Source organism: Nonomuraea sp. NBC_00507, from assembly GCF_036013525.1.
GTDB lineage: Bacteria > Actinomycetota > Actinomycetes > Streptosporangiales > Streptosporangiaceae > Nonomuraea.
The window spans coordinates 5,268,954-5,285,506 of the sequence record NZ_CP107853.1 but is presented as its reverse complement, the minus strand read 5'-3'; the positions used below and the strand labels follow the sequence as shown (position 1 = coordinate 5,285,506).

Sequence of the window (16,553 nt, the reverse complement as noted above, 5' to 3'; positions counted from 1 at the left end):
GATCCGGTAACCGGCCGTCCGATGCGTGGACGGTTGTCTCAGTTGCCGGGCGGTGGTCGTAACATGTGAAGACTTGCTAGCGATGGGAGAAGCCCAATGCCCGCCCTCAGGTCACGTACAGTCACCCACGGCAGGAACATGGCCGGTGCCCGGGCCCTGCTCCGGGCGACCGGCGTAGCCGGGAGCGACTTCGGCAAGCCCATTATCGCGGTGGCCAACAGCTTCACCCAGTTCGTGCCGGGTCACGTGCATCTCAGGGAAGTCGGCGACGTCGTCTCGGTGGCCATCAGGGAGGCGGGAGCGATCCCGCGCGAGTTCAACACGATCGCCGTGGACGATGGCATCGCGATGGGCCACGGCGGCATGCTCTACTCGCTGCCGTCGCGCGAGCTGATCGCCGACGCCGTGGAATACATGGTCGAGGCGCACTGCGCGGACGCGTTGATCTGCGTCTCCAACTGCGACAAGATCACGCCGGGCATGCTGCTGGCGGCGTTCAGGCTGAACATTCCGACGATCTTCGTCTCCGGCGGCCCCATGGAGGCCGGCAAGACCCCGGGCAAGAAGCTCGACCTGATCGACCCGATGATCGCCGCCGCCGACGACTCCGTCTCCGACGCCGAGCTGCTGGAGATGGAGGAGAGTGCCTGCCCCACGTGCGGGTCCTGCTCCGGCATGTTCACCGCCAACTCCATGAACTGCCTGGCCGAGGCCATCGGGCTGGCGCTGCCCGGCAACGGCACGATCCTGGCGACGCACAAGGCGCGCAAGACGCTCTTCGAGGACGCCGGCCGGCAGCTCGTGGAGATCACCCGCCGCTACTACGAGGACGGCGACGAGTCGGTGCTGCCGCGCTCGATCGCCACCCGCGAGGCGTTCGAGAACGCCATGACCCTCGACGTCGCCATGGGCGGCTCGACCAACACGATCCTGCACATCCTGGCCGCGGCCCGCGAGGCGCAGGTGGACTTCGGGCTCAAGGAGATCAACGAGATCTCGCTGCGCGTGCCCTGCCTGTGCAAGGTCGCCCCGGCCACGAACAAATACCACGTCGAGGACGTCCACCGCGCCGGCGGCATCCCGGCCATCCTGGGCGAGCTCGACCGGGCCGGCCTGCTGCACCGCGACGTGCCCACCGTGAACGGCGGCACGCTCGCCGACATGCTGGCCGCCTGGGACGTGAAGTCGCCGTCGGCGAAGCCCGAGGCCGTGGAGCTGTGGCACGCGGCGCCCGGCAACGTGCGCACCGTCAAGGCATACTCGCAGGACAACCGCTGGGACGACCTCGACCTCGACCGGGCGGCAGGCTGCATCCGCGACCTCGAGCACGCCTACACCGCGGATGGCGGGCTGGCCGTGCTCTACGGCAACATCTCGCGGGACGGCGCGGTGGTGAAGACGGCCGGCGTCGACGAGTCGATCTGGACGTTCAGCGGGCCGGCCGTGGTGTTCGAGTCGCAGGAGCAGGCGGTCGAGGGCATCCTGGGCGGCCGGGTCAAGGCGGGCGACGTGGTGGTCATCCGCTACGAGGGCCCCAAGGGCGGGCCCGGCATGCAGGAGATGCTCTACCCAACCTCGTTCCTGAAGGGCAAGGGCCTGGGCAAGGTCTGCGCGCTGATCACCGACGGCCGCTTCTCCGGCGGCACGTCGGGGCTGTCGATCGGTCACGCCTCACCCGAGGCGGCCGAGGGCGGCGCGATCGCGCTGGTCGAGGATGGCGACATCATCGACATCGACATCCCCAACCGGGCGATGGAGCTGCGCGTCCCGGAGGCCGAGCTGGCGGCCCGGCGCGAGCGGTTGCTGGCCGACCTGGGCGGATACCGGCCGCGGGACCGCAACCGGCCGGTGAGCGTGGCGCTGCAGGCGTACGCGGCGATGACGACGTCCGCCTCGACGGGCGCCTCCCGCGACCTGTCGCAGCTGTCGAAGTAAGTAAGCACGGCCTGTGCGGCAGGTGACAGGGTTCTCGCCTGCCGCACAGACTTTCGAAAAATGTCGGTGGTCATCCCTATTGTTGGGGTATGACGACAGTCGTGAAGCACGATACTCGCCCGCTGACGACCGCCGAGATCGCCGCCCTCGCACTCTCCCTCGCCCACCTCGGAGCCGGCCCCCAGGCCGTCACCGCCCGGCGCGGCCTCCAGCACGCGTTCGAGCACCTGGAGCTCGACGACGACGTCATCACCACCACGCTCACGACGCTGACCGAGCCGCTGCCCGTGGAGATCGCCTCCAGGGCCAGGCTCATGGCCGACGCCATCACCAGCCGCCTCATGATCCGCCTGCACTACCAGGACGCCTCGGGCGTCGTCACCAGCCGTGACGTCGAGCCGGTGACGTGCCTGGTCCACCGCGAATACTGGTATCTGGTCGGGGTGTGCAGGATGCGCCGGGCGATCAGGGCCTTCCGGTTCGACCGGATCATCGCGGTCGAGCCCACGCTCACGCCGTCCCGTCCGCATCTCGCCGACCGGTTCCTGCCGTTCCAGCGCCGCAGGCGCAGCAGGGCCGCGTAAAGAAACTGACCTGCTCTTGACCGTTCGCACCCCCGGCCTTTGGGGTCGGGGGTGACAAGCTCCCGCACATGCGCGTACGGGGGATCTGGCCCTTTGCCCTACTGATCATGGCGCCCGGGTGCGCCGCTCCGTCGTCCGGGACGCCGCGCCCGGTCACCGTGGTGCCCCGTGTGCAGGCCCCTGTCGTCGTCGAGCGCGCGCTGCCGCCGGACAGGCGGCGCGCCCTCGACCGGGCGCTGGAGCGCTACCTGCGCCAGCGGCCCGGCCGGGCTTCGGTGGCCGTCTACGACAAGACGACGGGCATCAGGTACGCCTTCCGCGAGCGCACACCGTACATGCTGGCCAGTGTGGCCAAGGTGGACATCCTGCTGGCGTTCCTGCTGGACAAGCAGCGCGAGGGACGGCGGCTGACCGCCTACGAGCACCGGCTGGCCCACCGCATGATCCGCAACAGCGACAACGACTGCGCGCACGAGCTCTACATGATGATCGGCGGCCAGAACGGGCTCTCCCGGGTGCTGCGCACGCTCGGTGTCCAGCACACGCGACCCGGGCCGGGGCTCTCCTGGGGATCGACCCGCAGCCGCCCGTCCGACCAGGTGAAGGTCCTGGAGCGGCTCACGGACCCGAGCGGCCCGCTGTCGGAGCTTCACCGGCGGTACGCGCTCAAGCTCATGTCATCGGTCGTGCCCGAGCAGGCGTGGGGCGTCAGCGCGGCCGGCGGCGAGGCGCTGAAGAACGGATGGCTGCCGGCTCACGTGCACGGCGGGCTGTGGACGATCAACAGCGTGGGACGGCTCCGCGTGCGCGGGCACGAGCTGCTGATCGCCGTCCTGTCGGAGCGCAGCCCGGACATGGAGACCGGCGTCGCCACCGTGGAGCATCTGGCCAAGGTGGCGGTCAGCGCCCTGACGACCCGGGCGGAGACGACGGTCTCGTCCTAGGAGCAGCAGCCGCCGCCGCAGCAGCCGCCGGTCGCCCGGGGCGCGGCCGCGCCGCCCGTCATGGCCACGGTGGACAGCAGCTTCACCGTGTCGTCGTGGCCCTCCGGGCAGGCCGCCGGGTCGTCGGAGGCCGACATGGGACGGGACACTTCGAACGTGGAGCCGCAGGCGCGGCAGCGGAAGTCGTAACGCGGCATGGACTAAGCGTAGGCGATATGCGCGTAGTCGGACACGGGCTCGTAGCCGATCGCCTGGTAGATGGCGTTGCTCGTGGGGTTGTTCAGGTCGGTGAAGAGCACGACCTGCTCGCAGCGCTCCTCCAGCCCGGCCTGGCTGGCATAGGCCGTGACGGCGGAGCCGTAGCCGCGCTTACGGCACGACGGAGGCGTGTAGACGGGCCCGATGCGGCAGACGCCGCCGGCCGCGGGCGAGAGCGCGGCGAGCGAGACCGGCACACCGTCCGCCTCCCACAGGAACAACTCCCGGGCCGCGATCCGCCGGGCGACGCGGTCGGCGGCATCGCCATCGGGCAGCTCCACCTCCTCGCCGAAGGCCTGATGCCAGCTGACCAGGAGCGGATAGTCGGCGGGCGTGGCGAGCCGGCCACGGCCGGGCACGCCGGGGATCCGCAGCGTGCCGAGCCGGTAGAGCCGCTCGGACAGGACCCGGCTGGGCGGCCCCATCAGGCGCGCGACCTCGTCGGTGAGCCGCACCGGGCCGACGAGTGTGGGGATGTCACGATCGAGCGCCTCCACCAGCGGCGCGACGGTCTCGACCGGCATGACGGCGAGCCCGATCGGGTAGGGCGGGGTGTGGAAGGCCGCCCCGCGCACCTCGCCGTCCACCGTCCACCAGCCGAAACGGGCGTCCTTGGCGGACATGCCGGCCCTCAGGTTGGCAAGGACGGTCAGCGCGACAGTGTTGCCCACCGGGTCGCCGAGCAGGAAGGGCTCGGCGACCGCGGCGTAGGCCTCGACGTCCGATGTGAAGGTCCACATGCCTGGCATGGTGCCAGGCCGGGACCGCCTCGTTCAAAGCGGATTTCGGGGCCCCTTTATGCGGCGGCCTCGAGGTAGGGCGCCCACAGGGGGTCTCCGACGAGTGACGCGCCGATCAGCCTCCAGTGGGCGCCCCGTGGCACCGCAGGGCTGACGCGTAGCGTCCACCCCAGCTCCTCCAGGTATTTGTCGGCCTTCCTGTGGTTGCACGTCGTGCAGGACGCGACGCAGTTTTCCCAGGTGTGGGCGCCACCCCGCGACCGTGGGATGACGTGATCGATGGTCTCGGCCCGCTGGCCGCAGTAGGCGCAGCGGTAGTTGTCACGGCGCATGAGCGCCGCCCTGGTCAGGGGGATGCGCGACCGGTAGGGGATGCGGACGTATCTGCGGAGCCTGATCACCGAGGGCACGTCGAGCGTGCAGCTGGCCGAGCGCAGCACCGCGCCCCTGCCATCGCGATGCACGATGTCGGCCTTCTCCCGCAGCACGAGCACGATGGCACGGTGCAGCGAGAGGGTGGTCATGGGCTCGTAAGTGGCATTGAGCAGCAGGACTTGGCGCGTCATCGTGCCTCTCCCTGCTGCGCGCGTATCAAAGGGGACATGCCGCGGCATGTCCCGCCTGTCGGCCCCTCCTGGGGCACTCGTGCTTCCGTCACGTGGACCTCCGCCGGACGGCCCAGCGGATGGTCACCACGGCACCGTCCTGTCACCAAGTCTGGCGTTTGCACCGTGGTCCCCGCCACCCCAAAAACATCTGGCCGGAATGACTAGAGGGACGCACGATACGTTTTATGCCCGCTTCACCAGCGCTTTACCCCTCCCCATTGGCAGTAGGGTTCCGTGCATGACGCGAGAGCCGTATCCAACTGCACGCCGCGAAGAGACCGTCGACATCCTGCACGGAACGCCCGTTCCGGATCCCTATCGGTGGCTTGAGGACCCCGACAGTCCGGAGACGAAGGGATGGCTCCTCGCGCAGGCTGAGCTGTTCTCCCGCGGAAGGGGCCCGCAGCGGTTCAAGAGCCGCATCGCCGAGCTGCTCAGGTCCGGCTCGGTCGGCACGCCGGCCTGGCGCGGCGGACGCCACTTCTTCAGCCGCCGCACCCCCGACCAGGAGCACGCCGTCTACTACGTCGTCGAGCCGGACGGGACCGAGCGGGCGCTGGTCGACCCCATGGGGATCGACCCGTCCGGGCTGACCACGCTCGACGCCGTGCAGCCTGACAAGGAGGGGCGCCTGCTGGCCTACCAGATCTCGGTCGGCGGCGACGAGGAGTCGGCGCTCTACGTCATGGACGTGGCGACGGGCACGCGCGTCGAGGGCCCGATCGACCGCTGCCGCTACTCCCCCATCGCCTGGATGCCGGGCGGCGAGGCGTTCTACTACGTGCGCAGGCTGCCGAGCACCGAGGTGCCGGAGAACGAGACGCAGTTCCACCGCCGCGTCTACCTGCACCGCGTCGGCACCTCCACCGAGGACGACGTGATGATCTTCGGCGAGGGGCTGAAGATGACCAACTACTACGGCGTCTCGGTCTCGCGGGACGGCCGCTGGCTGCAGGTGTCCGCGCACGAGGGCACCGCGCCGCGCAACGACCTCTGGGTGGCCGACCTGACCGCCTCCCCGCTGGAGCGGCCGGAGCTGACGGTGGTCCAGGAAGGCGTGGACGGGCAGACCGGGCTGGCCTTCGGCCGCGACGGCAGGCTCTACGTGCACACCGATCGCGAGTCCCCCAGGGCCAGGGTGTGCGTCACCGACCCGTCCACGCCCGGCTACGACACCTGGCGCGAGCTGATCCCCGAGGACCCCGAGGCCGTGCTGAGCGACTTCGCGATCCTCGACGACCTCGAACGCCCGGTCATGCTGGTGGGCTGGACCCGTCACGCGATCAGCGAGATCACCGTCCACGACCTGGAGACCGGCGAGCGGGTCGGCGAGGTGCCCACGCCCGGGCTCGGCACGATCGGCGGCATCTCCGAGCGCCCCGAGGGCGGCCACGAGGCCTGGTTCGGCTACACCGACAACACCACGCCGCCCACCATCCAGCGCTACGACGCCAGGACCGGCGAGACGACGCTGTGGGCGGCCTCGCCGGGGGCCGTCGAGGTGCCGGAGGTGCGCACCCGGCAGGTCGTCTACCAGTCGAAGGACGGCACGGACGTCCGCATGCTGATCATCTCTCCTCTCGAGGAGAGCTCGGGCCCGCGGCCCACGATCCTTTACGGCTACGGCGGCTTCGGGCTGTCGATGACCCCCGGCTACTCGGCGTCGGTCCTGGCCTGGGTGGAGGCCGGCGGCGTCTACGCCATCGCCAACCTGCGCGGCGGCGGCGAGGAGGGCGAGGACTGGCACCGCGCGGGCATGCTGGCCCATAAGCAGAACGTGTTCGACGACTTCCACGCGGCCGCCGAGCACCTCATCGAGACCGGGGTGACCACGTCCGCCCAGCTCGGCATCTCCGGCGGCTCCAACGGCGGCCTGCTCGTGGGCGCCGCGCTGACGCAGCGCCCCGAGCTCTACGCGGCCGTGGTGTGCTCCGCGCCGCTGCTCGACATGATCAGGTACGAGCAGTTCGGCCTCGGCGCCACCTGGAACGTCGAGTACGGCAGCGCCGAGGACCCCGAGCAATTCGGCTGGTTGCTGGGATACTCGCCCTACCATCATGTCCAGGAGGCGGTGACGTACCCGGCGACGCTGTTCACCGTCTTCCAGTCCGACACGCGCGTGCACCCGCTGCACGCGTGGAAGATGTGCGCGGCGCTCCAGCATGCCTCCACGGCGGAGCGGCCGGTGTTGCTGCGTAACGAGGCCGAGGTGGGGCATGGAGCGCGCGCGGTGAGCCGCACGGTCGACCTGTCGGCCGACACGCTGACCTTCCTCGCCACGCACACCGGACTCTAGTCTGGACACATGAGCACGCTGGGGCCGGCCATGGTGGAGGCCGCACCCAGCGCTGCGTTGCGCCCCTACGTGACGCGGCTGTGCGCTTACCGGGAGCACTACGGCTCCCCGGTCACGCGGTCGGAGGCCGCGATGCCGGGGGCCGTGCTCATCCTCGCGTTCGGTGCGCCGATGGAGGTGGGCGGGGAGCGGTTCACGGCGTTCACGGGCGGGCTGGGCGACCGGTTCACCGTCACCCGCGTGAGCGGGCCCTGCGAGGGCGTGGAGGTGGTGCTCACGCCGTTCGGGGCCAGGCGCCTCTACGGCTTGCCGCTCCGGCATCTGACGAACCTGACCGTGCCGGTCGGGGACCTGCTGGGGCCGTGGGCGGACATGGTGGTGGGCCGGCTGGCCGGGACGCCGTCGTGGCGGGAGCGGCTGGCGCTGGCCGACCGGCTGCTCACGGCCCGCATCCATGAGGAGCCCCCGCTGGGACCCGAGGTGCCGTGGGCGTGGGCGCGGCTGCTGGCATCGGGCGGCCGGCTGAGCGCCGCTTCGCTGGCGGAGTCGCTCGGCTGGAGCCACCGGCACCTCGTGGCGCGTTTCCAGGACCAGATCGGGCTGCCGCCGAAGACGGCAGCCCGGGTGATCAGGTTCGGGCGGGCCATGCGCCTGCTGCGCTCCGGCACCCCTATCGCGCAGGTGGCGGCGGAGTGCGGCTTCTACGACCAGGCGCACATGAACCGGGAGTTCCGGGTGCTAGGGGACACGACGCCGGGTCAGATTTATCCAAGACCGGAGGGCGCCGGCCGGGCATCCTGAGCGTCATGGAGCGAACCGTTTACGCACTAGCCCGTTACGAGGACTGCCAGGCCGCGATCGACTTCCTGACCAGCGCGTTCGGGTTCCGGGTGCACGAGGCGTCCAAGAACGACGAAGGCAAGGTCAACCACGCCGAGTTGCTCGTCGGCAACGACCTGATCATGATCGGCGAAGGGCGGCCCGGCGGGCCCGGCATCTACGTCGCGGTCACCGACGTCGACGCCCACCATGACCGTGCCAAGGCGGCGGGGGCCGCGATCACCATGGAGCTGGTCGACCAGCCGTACGGGTCGCGCGAGTACGGCTGCACGGACCCGCAGGGCAATTCCTGGTGGTTCGGAACGTACCGGCCATGAGCCTGCTCAAAGCGGAGGCGTTGCTCGGGCGGACGGCCGGGCGGATGGAGGGGTCGTTCCTGGTCGCGGAGTGGAGCGACCCCGGCTCGACCCCCGGATACATCGCCCCGCCGCACCGGCATTTACGCGATGACGAGATCTGGTACGTGCTGGAGGGCACACTGAGGTTCCGGCTGGGCGACGACGAGGTGGAGGCCGAAGCGGGAGCGGCGGTGGTGGGGCCCGCGGGGGTGCCTCACACGTTCTGGAACCCGTCGCGCTCGCCGGCCCGATACCTGGTGGTGATGTCGCCGGGGACGGTGCGGCTGATCGAGGAGGTCCACTCGGTGCCGGACCGCTCGGGGGAACGGCTGCGGGAGCTCTTCGAACGGCACGGATGCGAGTACCTGCCGGACCTGTGGGCGGAGAGGGGCTAGCGCGGGAAGACGATGGTCTTGTGGCCGTCCAGCAGCACCCGCTGCTCGGCGTGCCACTTGACCGCCCTGGCCAGGGTCACGCACTCCACGTCCCGCCCGATCGCCACCAGGTCCTCGGGCGAGTGGCTGTGGTTGACCCTGGCCACTTCCTGCTCGATGATCGGCCCCTCGTCCAGGTCGGAGGTCACGTAGTGGGCGGTGGCGCCGATCAGCTTGACGCCGCGGTCGTAGGCCTGGTGGTAAGGCTTGGCGCCCTTGAACGACGGCAGGAACGAGTGATGGATGTTGATCGCCCGCCCGGCCAGCTTCTCGCATAGGTCCTGCGAGAGCACCTGCATGTAGCGGGCCAGCACCACCAGGTCCACCTGATAGTGCTCGACCAGCGCCAGCACCTCGGCCTCCTGCTTGAGCTTGGTCCCCGCGGCGATCGGCAGGTGGTGGTAGTCGATGCCGTACGACTGCGTCAGCGGCCGCAGGTCGGGATGGTTGGACACCACGGCCACGATGTCGATGTCGAGAGTCTTGGCCTTGACCCTGTAGAGCAGGTCGTTGAGGCAGTGGTCGAACTTGCTGACCATGATCAGCACCCGCGGCTTCCTCGCCACGCCGCGCACCGTGAACTCCATGGCGAAGTCGGGCGCCAGCGCCGCGAAGTCCGCGTTGAGCTCGTCCTCACCCAGCGGCCCGGCGAACTGCACGCGCATGAAGAAGCGCTGCGCGACCCTGTCGCCGAACTGCTGGCTCTCGATGATGTTGCATCCGTGCCGCGCCAGCAGGCCGGAGACGGCGGCCACCACACCGGGCCGGTCGGGGCAGGACAGCGTCAGGATGTATTCGGCTGGGCTGGTCACTTCGTTCACTCTCGCGGACATGGGATCGTCGGGTGCCTTGCGGCTGATCTGGGCAGATTACCGGTCGCCCGGCCCGTCCGTCCGCCGCCTCCCCCGTTGAGCACCGGCAGTGGCGGGCACGATCGAGCGTACCCGGCGCGACGCGGTGTCCCCGGCGATGGCGCTGATCTCCCGGATCTTGGGTAGTAGTCGGGCATTACGGACACTCACCGGGAATTTGGCGCGCCTTGCCACAACCGGGCGGGCGGGAAAGGAACGCATGCTTTTGGAAGCCGCCGTTCTGATCGTGGTCGCGGGCTTGTTCGCGGTGGTGTCCGGGGTCAACGACGGGGGCGCCCTTCTCGCCACCGGGCTCAAGCTGCCCACGGTGCGCCCTGCCACCGGCATCCTCGCCCTGGTGGTGATGGTGGCGGTCGTGCCGCTGGTCACGCACCAGGTGGCGCGGACATTCGTGACCAGGCTGGCGAGCTTCCAGGAGCCCGGCGGCAAGATCGCGACGACGATCGCGGTGATCGCGGCCCTGGCCGTGGCGGCGGTGCTCAGCGCGAAGGGCCGCCCGACCAGCCTCACCCTGGCCATCGTGGGCGGCCTCACCGGGGCCGGGCTCGGCTGGGGGCTGCCGGTCTCGCCGGGGTGGGTGGCGCTGGTGCTGGCGTTCGGCCTGGCGGCGCCCGCCGTCGGCGGGCTGCTGGCCTGGGTGCTCATCCGGGTGCTGGTGGCGGTGGCCACGGCGCGGGGGCTGGGGGGCTGGCATCGGGCGGGGTTCCTGCTCCAGACCCTCGCGTACGCGGCCAACGACGGCCAGAAGATGCTCGCCGTGTTCATGATCGCACTGGGCTTCCCGGGCGCGCCGATCGCGTACACGTCGCTGGTGGCCGCCCTGTTCGCGCTCGGCACCCTGTACGGGCTGCCCAAGGCCGGACGCACGCTCAGCCGCGAGATCATCGTTTTCCGGCCCACGCACGGGGTCGCCGCGGAGCTGGCGGCAGGCGTGGCGGTGATCGGCTGCGCGGCCGTCGGCATGCCGGTGAGCATGACACAGGCGGTCGCCGGAGGACTCGTCGGCGCGGGCATCGCCCAGGGCGGCGGACGGGTCCGCTGGTACGCCGCCGTCAAGATCGGTACGGCCTGGATGCTGACCCTCCCGGCGAGCGCGCTGCTGGGCGGGGTGGGGGCTTTCGTGGTGAAGGGGATGACGCAGGCGTGAACGCGTACGGGAAGGCAGGCAGGCGATGAAGCGGCTGCGGCGGATCAGGGATCTCATGGCCGGCCGCATGGACAGCGCGGTCACCGAGGCCCTGCTCGGGCAGCTCAATGCCACCAAGGAGGGAGCATGGCTGGCCATGGCCATGATCGGCGGCGAGGTGGGCCGTACGGGGGCGCACGAGCAGATGCGCTCGATCGAGCACCTCGGCGACGAGGAGCGTGCCCGCCTCATCGACGAGCTCAAGACCGCTCTCGTCACCCCCATCGATCCGGAGGACCTGTTCCGGCTGTCCCGGTCGATCGACGACGTGCTCGACTCGCTGCGGGACTTCGTCCGCGAGTCCCACCTCTACCGGGTGCCCGACCAGATCCGCTTCTCTCCCCTGCTCGACCAGGTCATCGTCGGCATCGACGCGCTCGAGAGCGCGGTCCGCGGCCTGGCCGCCCGAACCGCCGGGGTGGCGGCCGACGCGCTGGAGGCGAAGAAGGCGGGCGGGGCCATCCGGCGGATGTACCAGTACGAGATCTCACGGATCTTCTCTGGGGAGCTGACGGCGGACGTCATGAAGGAGCGGGAGCTGGTGCGCCGTCTGGAGATCGTCGGCATGGCCATCGGCGACGCGGCCGACGCGATCGCGGACGGGGCGATGAAGCGGTGAACCCCGTGGTCAGCGGATCGGGGCGAAGGCGTCGACGCCGGTCAGGCCGGCCGAGAGCCGCCACAAACGGGCCGCCTCATCCGGGTCGACCGCGTAGGGACGCACTCCCCGCCCAGGGTTCTCTTCGATGGTCACCTCCGCGATCTCGCAGTCCTCGCAGTAGACGCCGCCCATGCCGGCCAGCTGCGGCGAGGTGGCCGCCCATACCTGGGTCGCCGCGCCCTGCTCGGGCGTCTTGAAGCTGGGGTCCAGCGCGTTGCCCGCATCATCGATCCACCCGGCCGCCACCATCTCCTCCTTGGGCAGGTGCCGCTGCAGCGGTGTGAGAATGGCACCGGGATGCAGCGAGAACGCCCGCACCCCCGCGTCCCGCCCGAGCGCGTCGAGCTGCACGGCGAACAGGATGTTGGCGGTCTTCGCCTGCCCGTATGCCAGCCACTTGTCATATCCCCGCTCGAACTGCACGTCGTCCCACCGCATGCCTGAAAGGCGGTGACCACCGGACGAGACGGTCACGACCCGGCCCTGGCCGCGGGCGATGGCCGGCCACAGGCGGTTGACGAGTGCGTAGTGCCCGAGGTGGTTGGTCGCGAACTGCGCCTCCCAGCCAGGACCGACCCTCGTCTCAGGGCAGGCCATGATGCCCGCGTTGGCGATGACGAACTCGGCGCTGCGACCGGTGGCGAGGAAACGCTCCGCGAACCGCCGTACGCTCTCCAGGTCAGCGAGGTCGAGCTCGTCCACCTCGACCCCGTCGAGGCCCTCGACCGCCTTGTGAGCGGTGTCGGGACGGCGGGCGGGAACGACGACGCGGGCGCCGGCCCGGGCGAGCGCACGTGTGGTCTCCAGCCCAAGGCCGGAGTAGCCGCCGGTGACGATCGCCAGCTTCCCGGACAGATCGATCCCCTGAAGCACGTCGTCCGCGGTGCTCCTGGCGCCGAAGCCCGACCCGATCTTGTGTTGTGGCGTTGTCATGTCCCCACGCTACGAAGTGGAGCGCGCTCCAGGTCAACCCGCGTGCCTCTACAGGGGCAGGGCAGGGGCGAGGTGAGCGAGCTGGGTGAGAGCGTCGGCGAGGTCCGGGGCGCCGGGCGACAAAGGCTGGATGGCGACGTGGTCGGCGCCGGCGTCCAGGTGGGCGCGGACCCGCTTGACGACGGCGTCCGCATCGCCCCAGGCCACGATGGCGTCTGCCAGGCGGTCGCTGCCCCCGTCAGCGAAGTCGGCGTCCGTGAAGCCCAGCGTGCGCAGGTTGTTGAGGTAGTTGGGCAGGGTCAGGTAGTAGGCCATGTGGGTGCGGGCGATCTCGCGGGCGCGGGTCGGGTCGGACTCCAGGACGACCGCCTGCTCGGGGATCAGGAGGCGGTCGGGCCCGAGGATGCGGCGGGCCTGGGCGGTGTGCTCCGGCGGCACGAAGTAGGAGTGGGCGCCGGCCGCCCGGTCCCGGGACAGCTCCAGCATCTTCGGGCGCAGCGCGGCCAGGATCCTCGGCGAGTCCGCCGCAGGCAGGCTCTGCGCGGCCTCGTCCATGGCCTCGAGGTAGGCCCGCATCGTGCTCAGCGGCTTGCCGTAATCGTGCCCGCGCCGTCCCACCAGAGGGGCGTGGCTGACGCCGATGCCCAGCAGGAAACGGCCCGGGTAGCCGTCGGCCAGCGCGACACCCGCCGCCGTCATGGTCATGGCGTCGCGGGCCCAGAGGTTGGCGATGCCGGTGCCGACGACGATGCGCTCGGTGGCGGCCAGCACGATGGCCGCCACCGTGAACGGCTCCTTGCTGCCCCAGCCTTCGTTGACCCAGACGGTGCCGTAACCCAGCTCCTCGATCCGGGCCGCCGCCCGCCGGGCCTCCTCGGCGGGGGCCTTGCCGATCATGGGATGCCAGACTCCGACGCGGCCGATGTCCACGGTCGCTCCCCTCGCGTAGGATGTTCGATCGAGATGGAACACTACACGAGTGTTCGACCGACGTCGAACAGGGCACGCGCCCTCACGCACACTTCCCCCCTCGAGGTCTCCCTCCAGGCCGCCCTCGACGCCCTCGGCGACCCCGTACGCCGCAGCATCGTCCGCGAGCTGGCCGGCGTGCCCGACTGGACCCGTCCCTGCGGCACGTTCACCCACCTGCCGGTCGCCAAGTCCACGCTCAGCCACCACTTCGCCGTGCTGCGCAATGTCGGCCTGCTGGAGCAGCGTGACGAGGGCAGCCGCCGGCTCAACCGCCTGAGGAGGGCGGAGTTCGAGGAGCGGTTCCCCGGGCTGCTCGCACTGGTTCTGAGCGAGGAGCAGGCTCCCGATGAGTGACCCGAGCGACCGCCCCGCAGCGCGCGTCGTCTGCCTGGACCGGGACGGCAGGGTGCTGCTGATGCACTGGTACGACCACGTCAGCCGCAGCGACGTCTGGGAGCCGCCGGGCGGCGGGATCGATCCCGGCGAGACCCCGCTGGAGGCGGCCAGGCGGGAGCTGGCCGAGGAGACCGGGCTGCCCGGCGAGGCCGTCCTGGACCACTGCGTCCAGGTCGAGCGGGATTTCACCTGGCTGGGCGTCCGTTACGTCAAGACCGAGCCCTTCTACCTGGCCAGGTTCGGCACAGCCCGCCCGGCGGTCGATCCGGGAGAGCTCACGGAGGAGGAGCGTCAGGCATACCTGGGCTGCGCGTGGGCAGAGGAGCTGCCCGCGGCGGTCGACCCGCCGGAGCTGGCGAAGGTCATCGACATGCTCACCCGAGATCGAGGGTGAGGCCGCCGGAGGCGACCGACAGCGGGCCGGAGTAGGAGCGGCCCGCCGCCGCGAGCGCGGGCTCCGCCGGAGTGTCCGGCCACAGGTGGGTGAGCAGCAACCGCGCCGCACCGGCCGATGACGCGGTACGCCCCGCGTCCAGCGCGCTGGACAGGAAAGGCGCGTCCTCGTCGGGCACCCGTTGCGGGTAGGTCGCCTCCGCCACCAGCAGGTCGGCGTCCTTGGCCAGGGAGAGCAACTCGGCCGACGGCCCGGTGTCCCCCGTATACGCGATCACGCGCCCGCCGCCGCTCAGCCGCAGCCCCGCGTTGGGCACGTGATGCGGCAGGTCGAAGACGTCCAGGCGGAAAGGCCCGATCTCGACCGGCGTGCCGGGACGGAGCTCCTGTAAGGAGAAACTCCCCGCCAGCATGCGGCGATTGTCCAGCGCGAGCACGGCGTCCAGCGCGCCCGGCGGCGCGTGGACCGGCAGCCTCGCCGCCGGCGCATCGGCCAGGGCGCGGGCGCGCAGCAGCGGGTTGAGGTCGGCGCAGTGGTCCGGGTGGCCATGGGTGACCAGCACCGCGTCCACCTCGTGGGCCTTCATCCGCTCCAGCAGCCGCGGCAGCACGGCGTAGCCGGGATCGATGAGGACGCGAAAGCCCTCGTGCTCCAGCACATACCCGCTGCACGCCTGACCGGCCGCGGGCCAGGCACCGCACCCGCCCAGCACGGTGAATCTCATCAACCCCCCAGCTCGGCCAGCGTGGTCGCCATCAGCCCGCGCAACAGCGTGCCCGCGAGCTTTTCGTGCGTGTGCTCCACGGACAGCCCCTTGGCCACTCGCTCGCGGTAGATCTCGCGCTCGCGTGCGTCGGTGTAAGGCAGTGCGGTCATACCGACGATCACGGTGACCCGGGTGCCGCCCTTCGGCAAGACGGCGACGGCATGCGTACGCAGGCAGGTCTCTTCGGGCGCGCCGAACCAGCCGCACTTGATCCCGGCGTCGGCCGCCCCGAGCGCGTCCCGCACGCCGAACGCCTGCTCCGCGCCGACCTGCCGCATCCACCCCAGGACGGTCGCCGCCACCGGATCGCCCGCGACGGCGGACTGGGCGAACGCCGCGTAGGCGGTGGCGACCTCGTCAGCGGCCACCTCGACGGAGCCGAACCGCGACGGGTCACCGTTGGGCGGCGACCAGGCGACGCCGGTGCGCCGGCGGATGCCGTCGAGGATGACGCCGGGCCCGACGGCGAGCCAGAGGTTGAGCGTGTCGGCGTTGGACGACACGACGACGGCGGGCTCGGCGTGGCGGCGCCACCGGTCGGCGTCGGGGATGTGGTCCGCGCTCACCCACGCGTACAGAGGCTTGAGCAGCGAGGCGCAGCGCAGCCGCGCCAGGCCGGATCTGACGCCGACCGTGCGGGCGGGCGGCCCGCCGTAGCCGCGCCTGATGCCGGCGGCCTGGACGCCGGCACTGTGATCAAGGTCGTCGAGCAGCTCGTTGAACGCCACGTACCCAACCGTAGACCTACGGGTGCCGTCCCCAACGGCCTTCGTACCACTCCAGGCTCGGTGGGTCGCCGGGCAGCTCCGTCCGCGCCGGCGCGCGCAGGCCGTCGAGCGCGATGGCCAGCAACCGCTGCTTGACCTGCTGGTGCTGCTCGCTGGGGGGCCCGGGGGCCGGGCGGCTGAACTGCTCGATGAGCAGCGAGACGTCGAGCATGGTCACGTCGTTCCTGAGCACGCCGGCCTCGCGTGCCCGGCTGATCAGCCGGTCGGCCAGCTCCGTGGCCTTCCGCGAGGTCCGCCACATCTCGTCGGTGACCTCGATGGTGCCCGCGACGGGCGCGAGCGCGCCGGACCTGAGGCCCACGCAGGTGCGTACGTAGAGCTCCAGGCCGGCCCACGGGTTCTCCTCCGCGAGCGCGGCCTCGGCGGCCTCGACGACGCGTTCCATGGCGATCAGGCACAGCCGCTGGAGCAGCTCCTCCTTGGTCCGGTAGCGGCGGTAGAGGCTGCCCATGCCCACGCCGGCCCGCTTGGCGATGGCCGACACCGGCGCGTCGAACCCCTGCGTGGTGAACACCTCGTGCGCCGCCTGCAGCAGCCGCAGATCGTTGCGCGCCGCCTCGGCCTGCCTGCCGCGTGTCGCCATGCCGCCCAGGATAGCCCGGTTGCGG

Annotated in this window: 20 protein-coding genes; 11 read left to right on the top strand and 9 right to left on the bottom strand. The window is 71.0% G+C overall.

Translation table 11 applies throughout. The features are described from left to right. The first annotated feature begins 96 nt into the window (after positions 1-96). From ilvD to OHA25_RS25735, 3 genes are all read left to right on the top strand, one after another. Positions 97-1,935: a dihydroxy-acid dehydratase gene (gene ilvD / locus OHA25_RS25745; protein ID WP_327590066.1), complete on the top strand. Its 1,839-nt coding sequence runs from the start codon at positions 97-99 to the stop codon at positions 1,933-1,935. Between the two features lie 89 nt (positions 1,936-2,024). Then, positions 2,025-2,519: a helix-turn-helix transcriptional regulator gene (locus OHA25_RS25740; RefSeq protein ID WP_305915178.1), complete on the top strand. Its 495-nt coding sequence runs from the start codon at positions 2,025-2,027 to the stop codon at positions 2,517-2,519. A 68-nt stretch (positions 2,520-2,587) separates the two neighbouring features. Next, complete coding sequence (locus OHA25_RS25735; protein WP_327590065.1) at positions 2,588-3,463, top strand: serine hydrolase; 876 nt, start codon at positions 2,588-2,590, stop codon at positions 3,461-3,463. On the opposite strand, the gene OHA25_RS25730 is transcribed toward OHA25_RS25735, so the two are convergent. From OHA25_RS25730 to OHA25_RS25720, 3 genes are read right to left on the bottom strand one after another with little or no spacing between them, the layout of a single operon-like run. Then, a complete protein-coding gene (locus OHA25_RS25730; protein ID WP_327590064.1) occupies positions 3,460-3,660 on the bottom strand; it encodes an FmdB family zinc ribbon protein in 201 nt (66 codons plus the stop codon). The two genes, OHA25_RS25735 and OHA25_RS25730, sit on opposite strands and share 4 nt — an antisense overlap. Positions 3,661-3,663: 3 nt before the next feature. Continuing rightward, positions 3,664-4,461: a GNAT family N-acetyltransferase gene (locus OHA25_RS25725; RefSeq protein ID WP_327590063.1), complete on the bottom strand. Its 798-nt coding sequence runs from the start codon at positions 4,459-4,461 to the stop codon at positions 3,664-3,666. Positions 4,462-4,517: 56 nt separating this feature from the next. After that, on the bottom strand, positions 4,518-5,027 hold the full coding sequence (locus tag OHA25_RS25720; protein ID WP_305915182.1) for an HNH endonuclease: 510 nt from the start codon (positions 5,025-5,027) through the stop codon (positions 4,518-4,520). Between the two features lie 280 nt (positions 5,028-5,307). On the opposite strand from OHA25_RS25720, the gene OHA25_RS25715 reads away from it, so the two are divergent. The 4 genes from OHA25_RS25715 to OHA25_RS25700 are packed head-to-tail and all read left to right on the top strand — an operon-like array spanning position 5,308 to position 8,938. Beyond that, positions 5,308-7,365, top strand: coding sequence for a prolyl oligopeptidase family serine peptidase (locus OHA25_RS25715; RefSeq protein WP_327590062.1), 2,058 nt, complete (start codon positions 5,308-5,310; stop codon positions 7,363-7,365). 9 nt (positions 7,366-7,374) lie between these two features. Next, a complete protein-coding gene (locus OHA25_RS25710; protein ID WP_327590061.1) occupies positions 7,375-8,166 on the top strand; it encodes a helix-turn-helix domain-containing protein in 792 nt (263 codons plus the stop codon). 5 nt (positions 8,167-8,171) lie between these two features. Beyond that, the gene (locus tag OHA25_RS25705; protein WP_327590060.1) at positions 8,172-8,522 is read left to right on the top strand and encodes a VOC family protein; all 351 of its coding nucleotides are present in this window, start codon (positions 8,172-8,174) and stop codon (positions 8,520-8,522) included. Then, positions 8,519-8,938: a cupin domain-containing protein gene (locus OHA25_RS25700; protein WP_327590059.1), complete on the top strand. Its 420-nt coding sequence runs from the start codon at positions 8,519-8,521 to the stop codon at positions 8,936-8,938. The genes OHA25_RS25705 and OHA25_RS25700 overlap by 4 nt, the downstream gene beginning before the upstream one ends. On the opposite strand, the gene purU is transcribed toward OHA25_RS25700, so the two are convergent. Beyond that, positions 8,935-9,810, bottom strand: a complete 876-nt coding sequence (gene purU, locus OHA25_RS25695) for a formyltetrahydrofolate deformylase (RefSeq protein WP_327590058.1) — start codon at positions 9,808-9,810, stop codon at positions 8,935-8,937. The genes OHA25_RS25700 and purU overlap by 4 nt on opposite strands. Positions 9,811-10,048: 238 nt before the next feature. Here purU and OHA25_RS25690 point away from each other — a divergent pair, with 238 nt between their 5' ends. Together OHA25_RS25690 and OHA25_RS25685 are read left to right on the top strand one after the other, a co-directional pair. Beyond that, positions 10,049-10,996, top strand: a complete 948-nt coding sequence (locus tag OHA25_RS25690; RefSeq protein WP_327590057.1) for an inorganic phosphate transporter — start codon at positions 10,049-10,051, stop codon at positions 10,994-10,996. A gap of 25 nt (positions 10,997-11,021) precedes the next feature. Next, positions 11,022-11,654 carry a DUF47 domain-containing protein gene (locus tag OHA25_RS25685; protein ID WP_327590056.1) on the top strand — a complete coding sequence of 211 codons (633 nt, stop codon included), beginning with the start codon at positions 11,022-11,024 and terminating at the stop codon, positions 11,652-11,654. Between the two features lie 9 nt (positions 11,655-11,663). Here OHA25_RS25685 and OHA25_RS25680 read toward each other — a convergent pair whose 3' ends face one another. Together OHA25_RS25680 and OHA25_RS25675 are read right to left on the bottom strand one after the other, a co-directional pair. Beyond that, complete coding sequence (locus OHA25_RS25680; protein WP_327590055.1) at positions 11,664-12,629, bottom strand: SDR family NAD(P)-dependent oxidoreductase; 966 nt, start codon at positions 12,627-12,629, stop codon at positions 11,664-11,666. Positions 12,630-12,677: 48 nt separating this feature from the next. Beyond that, a complete protein-coding gene (locus OHA25_RS25675; RefSeq protein ID WP_327590054.1) occupies positions 12,678-13,559 on the bottom strand; it encodes an LLM class F420-dependent oxidoreductase in 882 nt (293 codons plus the stop codon). Between the two features lie 33 nt (positions 13,560-13,592). On the opposite strand from OHA25_RS25675, the gene OHA25_RS25670 reads away from it, so the two are divergent. After that, on the top strand, positions 13,593-13,955 hold the full coding sequence (locus tag OHA25_RS25670; protein ID WP_327590053.1) for an ArsR/SmtB family transcription factor: 363 nt from the start codon (positions 13,593-13,595) through the stop codon (positions 13,953-13,955). Next, complete coding sequence (locus OHA25_RS25665) at positions 13,948-14,391, top strand: NUDIX hydrolase (RefSeq protein WP_327590052.1); 444 nt, start codon at positions 13,948-13,950, stop codon at positions 14,389-14,391. Before OHA25_RS25670 ends, OHA25_RS25665 begins: the two co-directional genes overlap by 8 nt. On the opposite strand, the gene OHA25_RS25660 is transcribed toward OHA25_RS25665, so the two are convergent. From OHA25_RS25660 to OHA25_RS25650, 3 genes are read right to left on the bottom strand one after another with little or no spacing between them, the layout of a single operon-like run. After that, positions 14,372-15,115 carry an MBL fold metallo-hydrolase gene (locus OHA25_RS25660; protein WP_327590051.1) on the bottom strand — a complete coding sequence of 248 codons (744 nt, stop codon included), beginning with the start codon at positions 15,113-15,115 and terminating at the stop codon, positions 14,372-14,374. The two genes, OHA25_RS25665 and OHA25_RS25660, sit on opposite strands and share 20 nt — an antisense overlap. Continuing rightward, entirely contained in the window at positions 15,115-15,885 is a 771-nt protein-coding gene (locus OHA25_RS25655) for a hypothetical protein (protein ID WP_327590050.1), read from the bottom strand. The genes OHA25_RS25660 and OHA25_RS25655 overlap by 1 nt, the downstream gene beginning before the upstream one ends. Before the next feature lie 16 nt (positions 15,886-15,901). Next, the gene (locus OHA25_RS25650; protein ID WP_327590049.1) at positions 15,902-16,528 is read right to left on the bottom strand and encodes a TetR/AcrR family transcriptional regulator; all 627 of its coding nucleotides are present in this window, start codon (positions 16,526-16,528) and stop codon (positions 15,902-15,904) included. Positions 16,529-16,553: the final 25 nt, after the last annotated feature.

Excerpts from the sequence above, each read along its gene's own strand:
- OHA25_RS25660 (WP_327590051.1), bottom strand. The coding sequence starts at position 15,115 with ATGAGATTCACCGTGCTGGGCGGGTGCGGTGCCTGGCCCGCGGCCGGT.
- OHA25_RS25705 (WP_327590060.1), top strand. The coding sequence starts at position 8,172 with ATGGAGCGAACCGTTTACGCACTAGCCCGTTACGAGGACTGCCAGGCC.
- OHA25_RS25670 (WP_327590053.1), top strand. The coding sequence starts at position 13,593 with ATGGAACACTACACGAGTGTTCGACCGACGTCGAACAGGGCACGCGCC.
- OHA25_RS25735 (WP_327590065.1), top strand. The coding sequence starts at position 2,588 with ATGCGCGTACGGGGGATCTGGCCCTTTGCCCTACTGATCATGGCGCCC.
- OHA25_RS25740 (WP_305915178.1), top strand. The coding sequence starts at position 2,025 with ATGACGACAGTCGTGAAGCACGATACTCGCCCGCTGACGACCGCCGAG.
- OHA25_RS25685 (WP_327590056.1), top strand. The coding sequence starts at position 11,022 with ATGAAGCGGCTGCGGCGGATCAGGGATCTCATGGCCGGCCGCATGGAC.
- OHA25_RS25730 (WP_327590064.1), bottom strand. The coding sequence starts at position 3,660 with ATGCCGCGTTACGACTTCCGCTGCCGCGCCTGCGGCTCCACGTTCGAA.
- OHA25_RS25720 (WP_305915182.1), bottom strand. The coding sequence starts at position 5,027 with ATGACGCGCCAAGTCCTGCTGCTCAATGCCACTTACGAGCCCATGACC.
- OHA25_RS25715 (WP_327590062.1), top strand. The coding sequence starts at position 5,308 with ATGACGCGAGAGCCGTATCCAACTGCACGCCGCGAAGAGACCGTCGAC.
- OHA25_RS25665 (WP_327590052.1), top strand. The coding sequence starts at position 13,948 with ATGAGTGACCCGAGCGACCGCCCCGCAGCGCGCGTCGTCTGCCTGGAC.
- OHA25_RS25650 (WP_327590049.1), bottom strand. The coding sequence starts at position 16,528 with ATGGCGACACGCGGCAGGCAGGCCGAGGCGGCGCGCAACGATCTGCGG.
- purU (WP_327590058.1), bottom strand. The coding sequence starts at position 9,810 with ATGTCCGCGAGAGTGAACGAAGTGACCAGCCCAGCCGAATACATCCTG.
- OHA25_RS25700 (WP_327590059.1), top strand. The coding sequence starts at position 8,519 with ATGAGCCTGCTCAAAGCGGAGGCGTTGCTCGGGCGGACGGCCGGGCGG.
- OHA25_RS25710 (WP_327590061.1), top strand. The coding sequence starts at position 7,375 with ATGAGCACGCTGGGGCCGGCCATGGTGGAGGCCGCACCCAGCGCTGCG.
- OHA25_RS25690 (WP_327590057.1), top strand. The coding sequence starts at position 10,049 with ATGCTTTTGGAAGCCGCCGTTCTGATCGTGGTCGCGGGCTTGTTCGCG.
- OHA25_RS25680 (WP_327590055.1), bottom strand. The coding sequence starts at position 12,629 with ATGACAACGCCACAACACAAGATCGGGTCGGGCTTCGGCGCCAGGAGC.
- OHA25_RS25725 (WP_327590063.1), bottom strand. The coding sequence starts at position 4,461 with ATGTGGACCTTCACATCGGACGTCGAGGCCTACGCCGCGGTCGCCGAG.
- ilvD (WP_327590066.1), top strand. The coding sequence starts at position 97 with ATGCCCGCCCTCAGGTCACGTACAGTCACCCACGGCAGGAACATGGCC.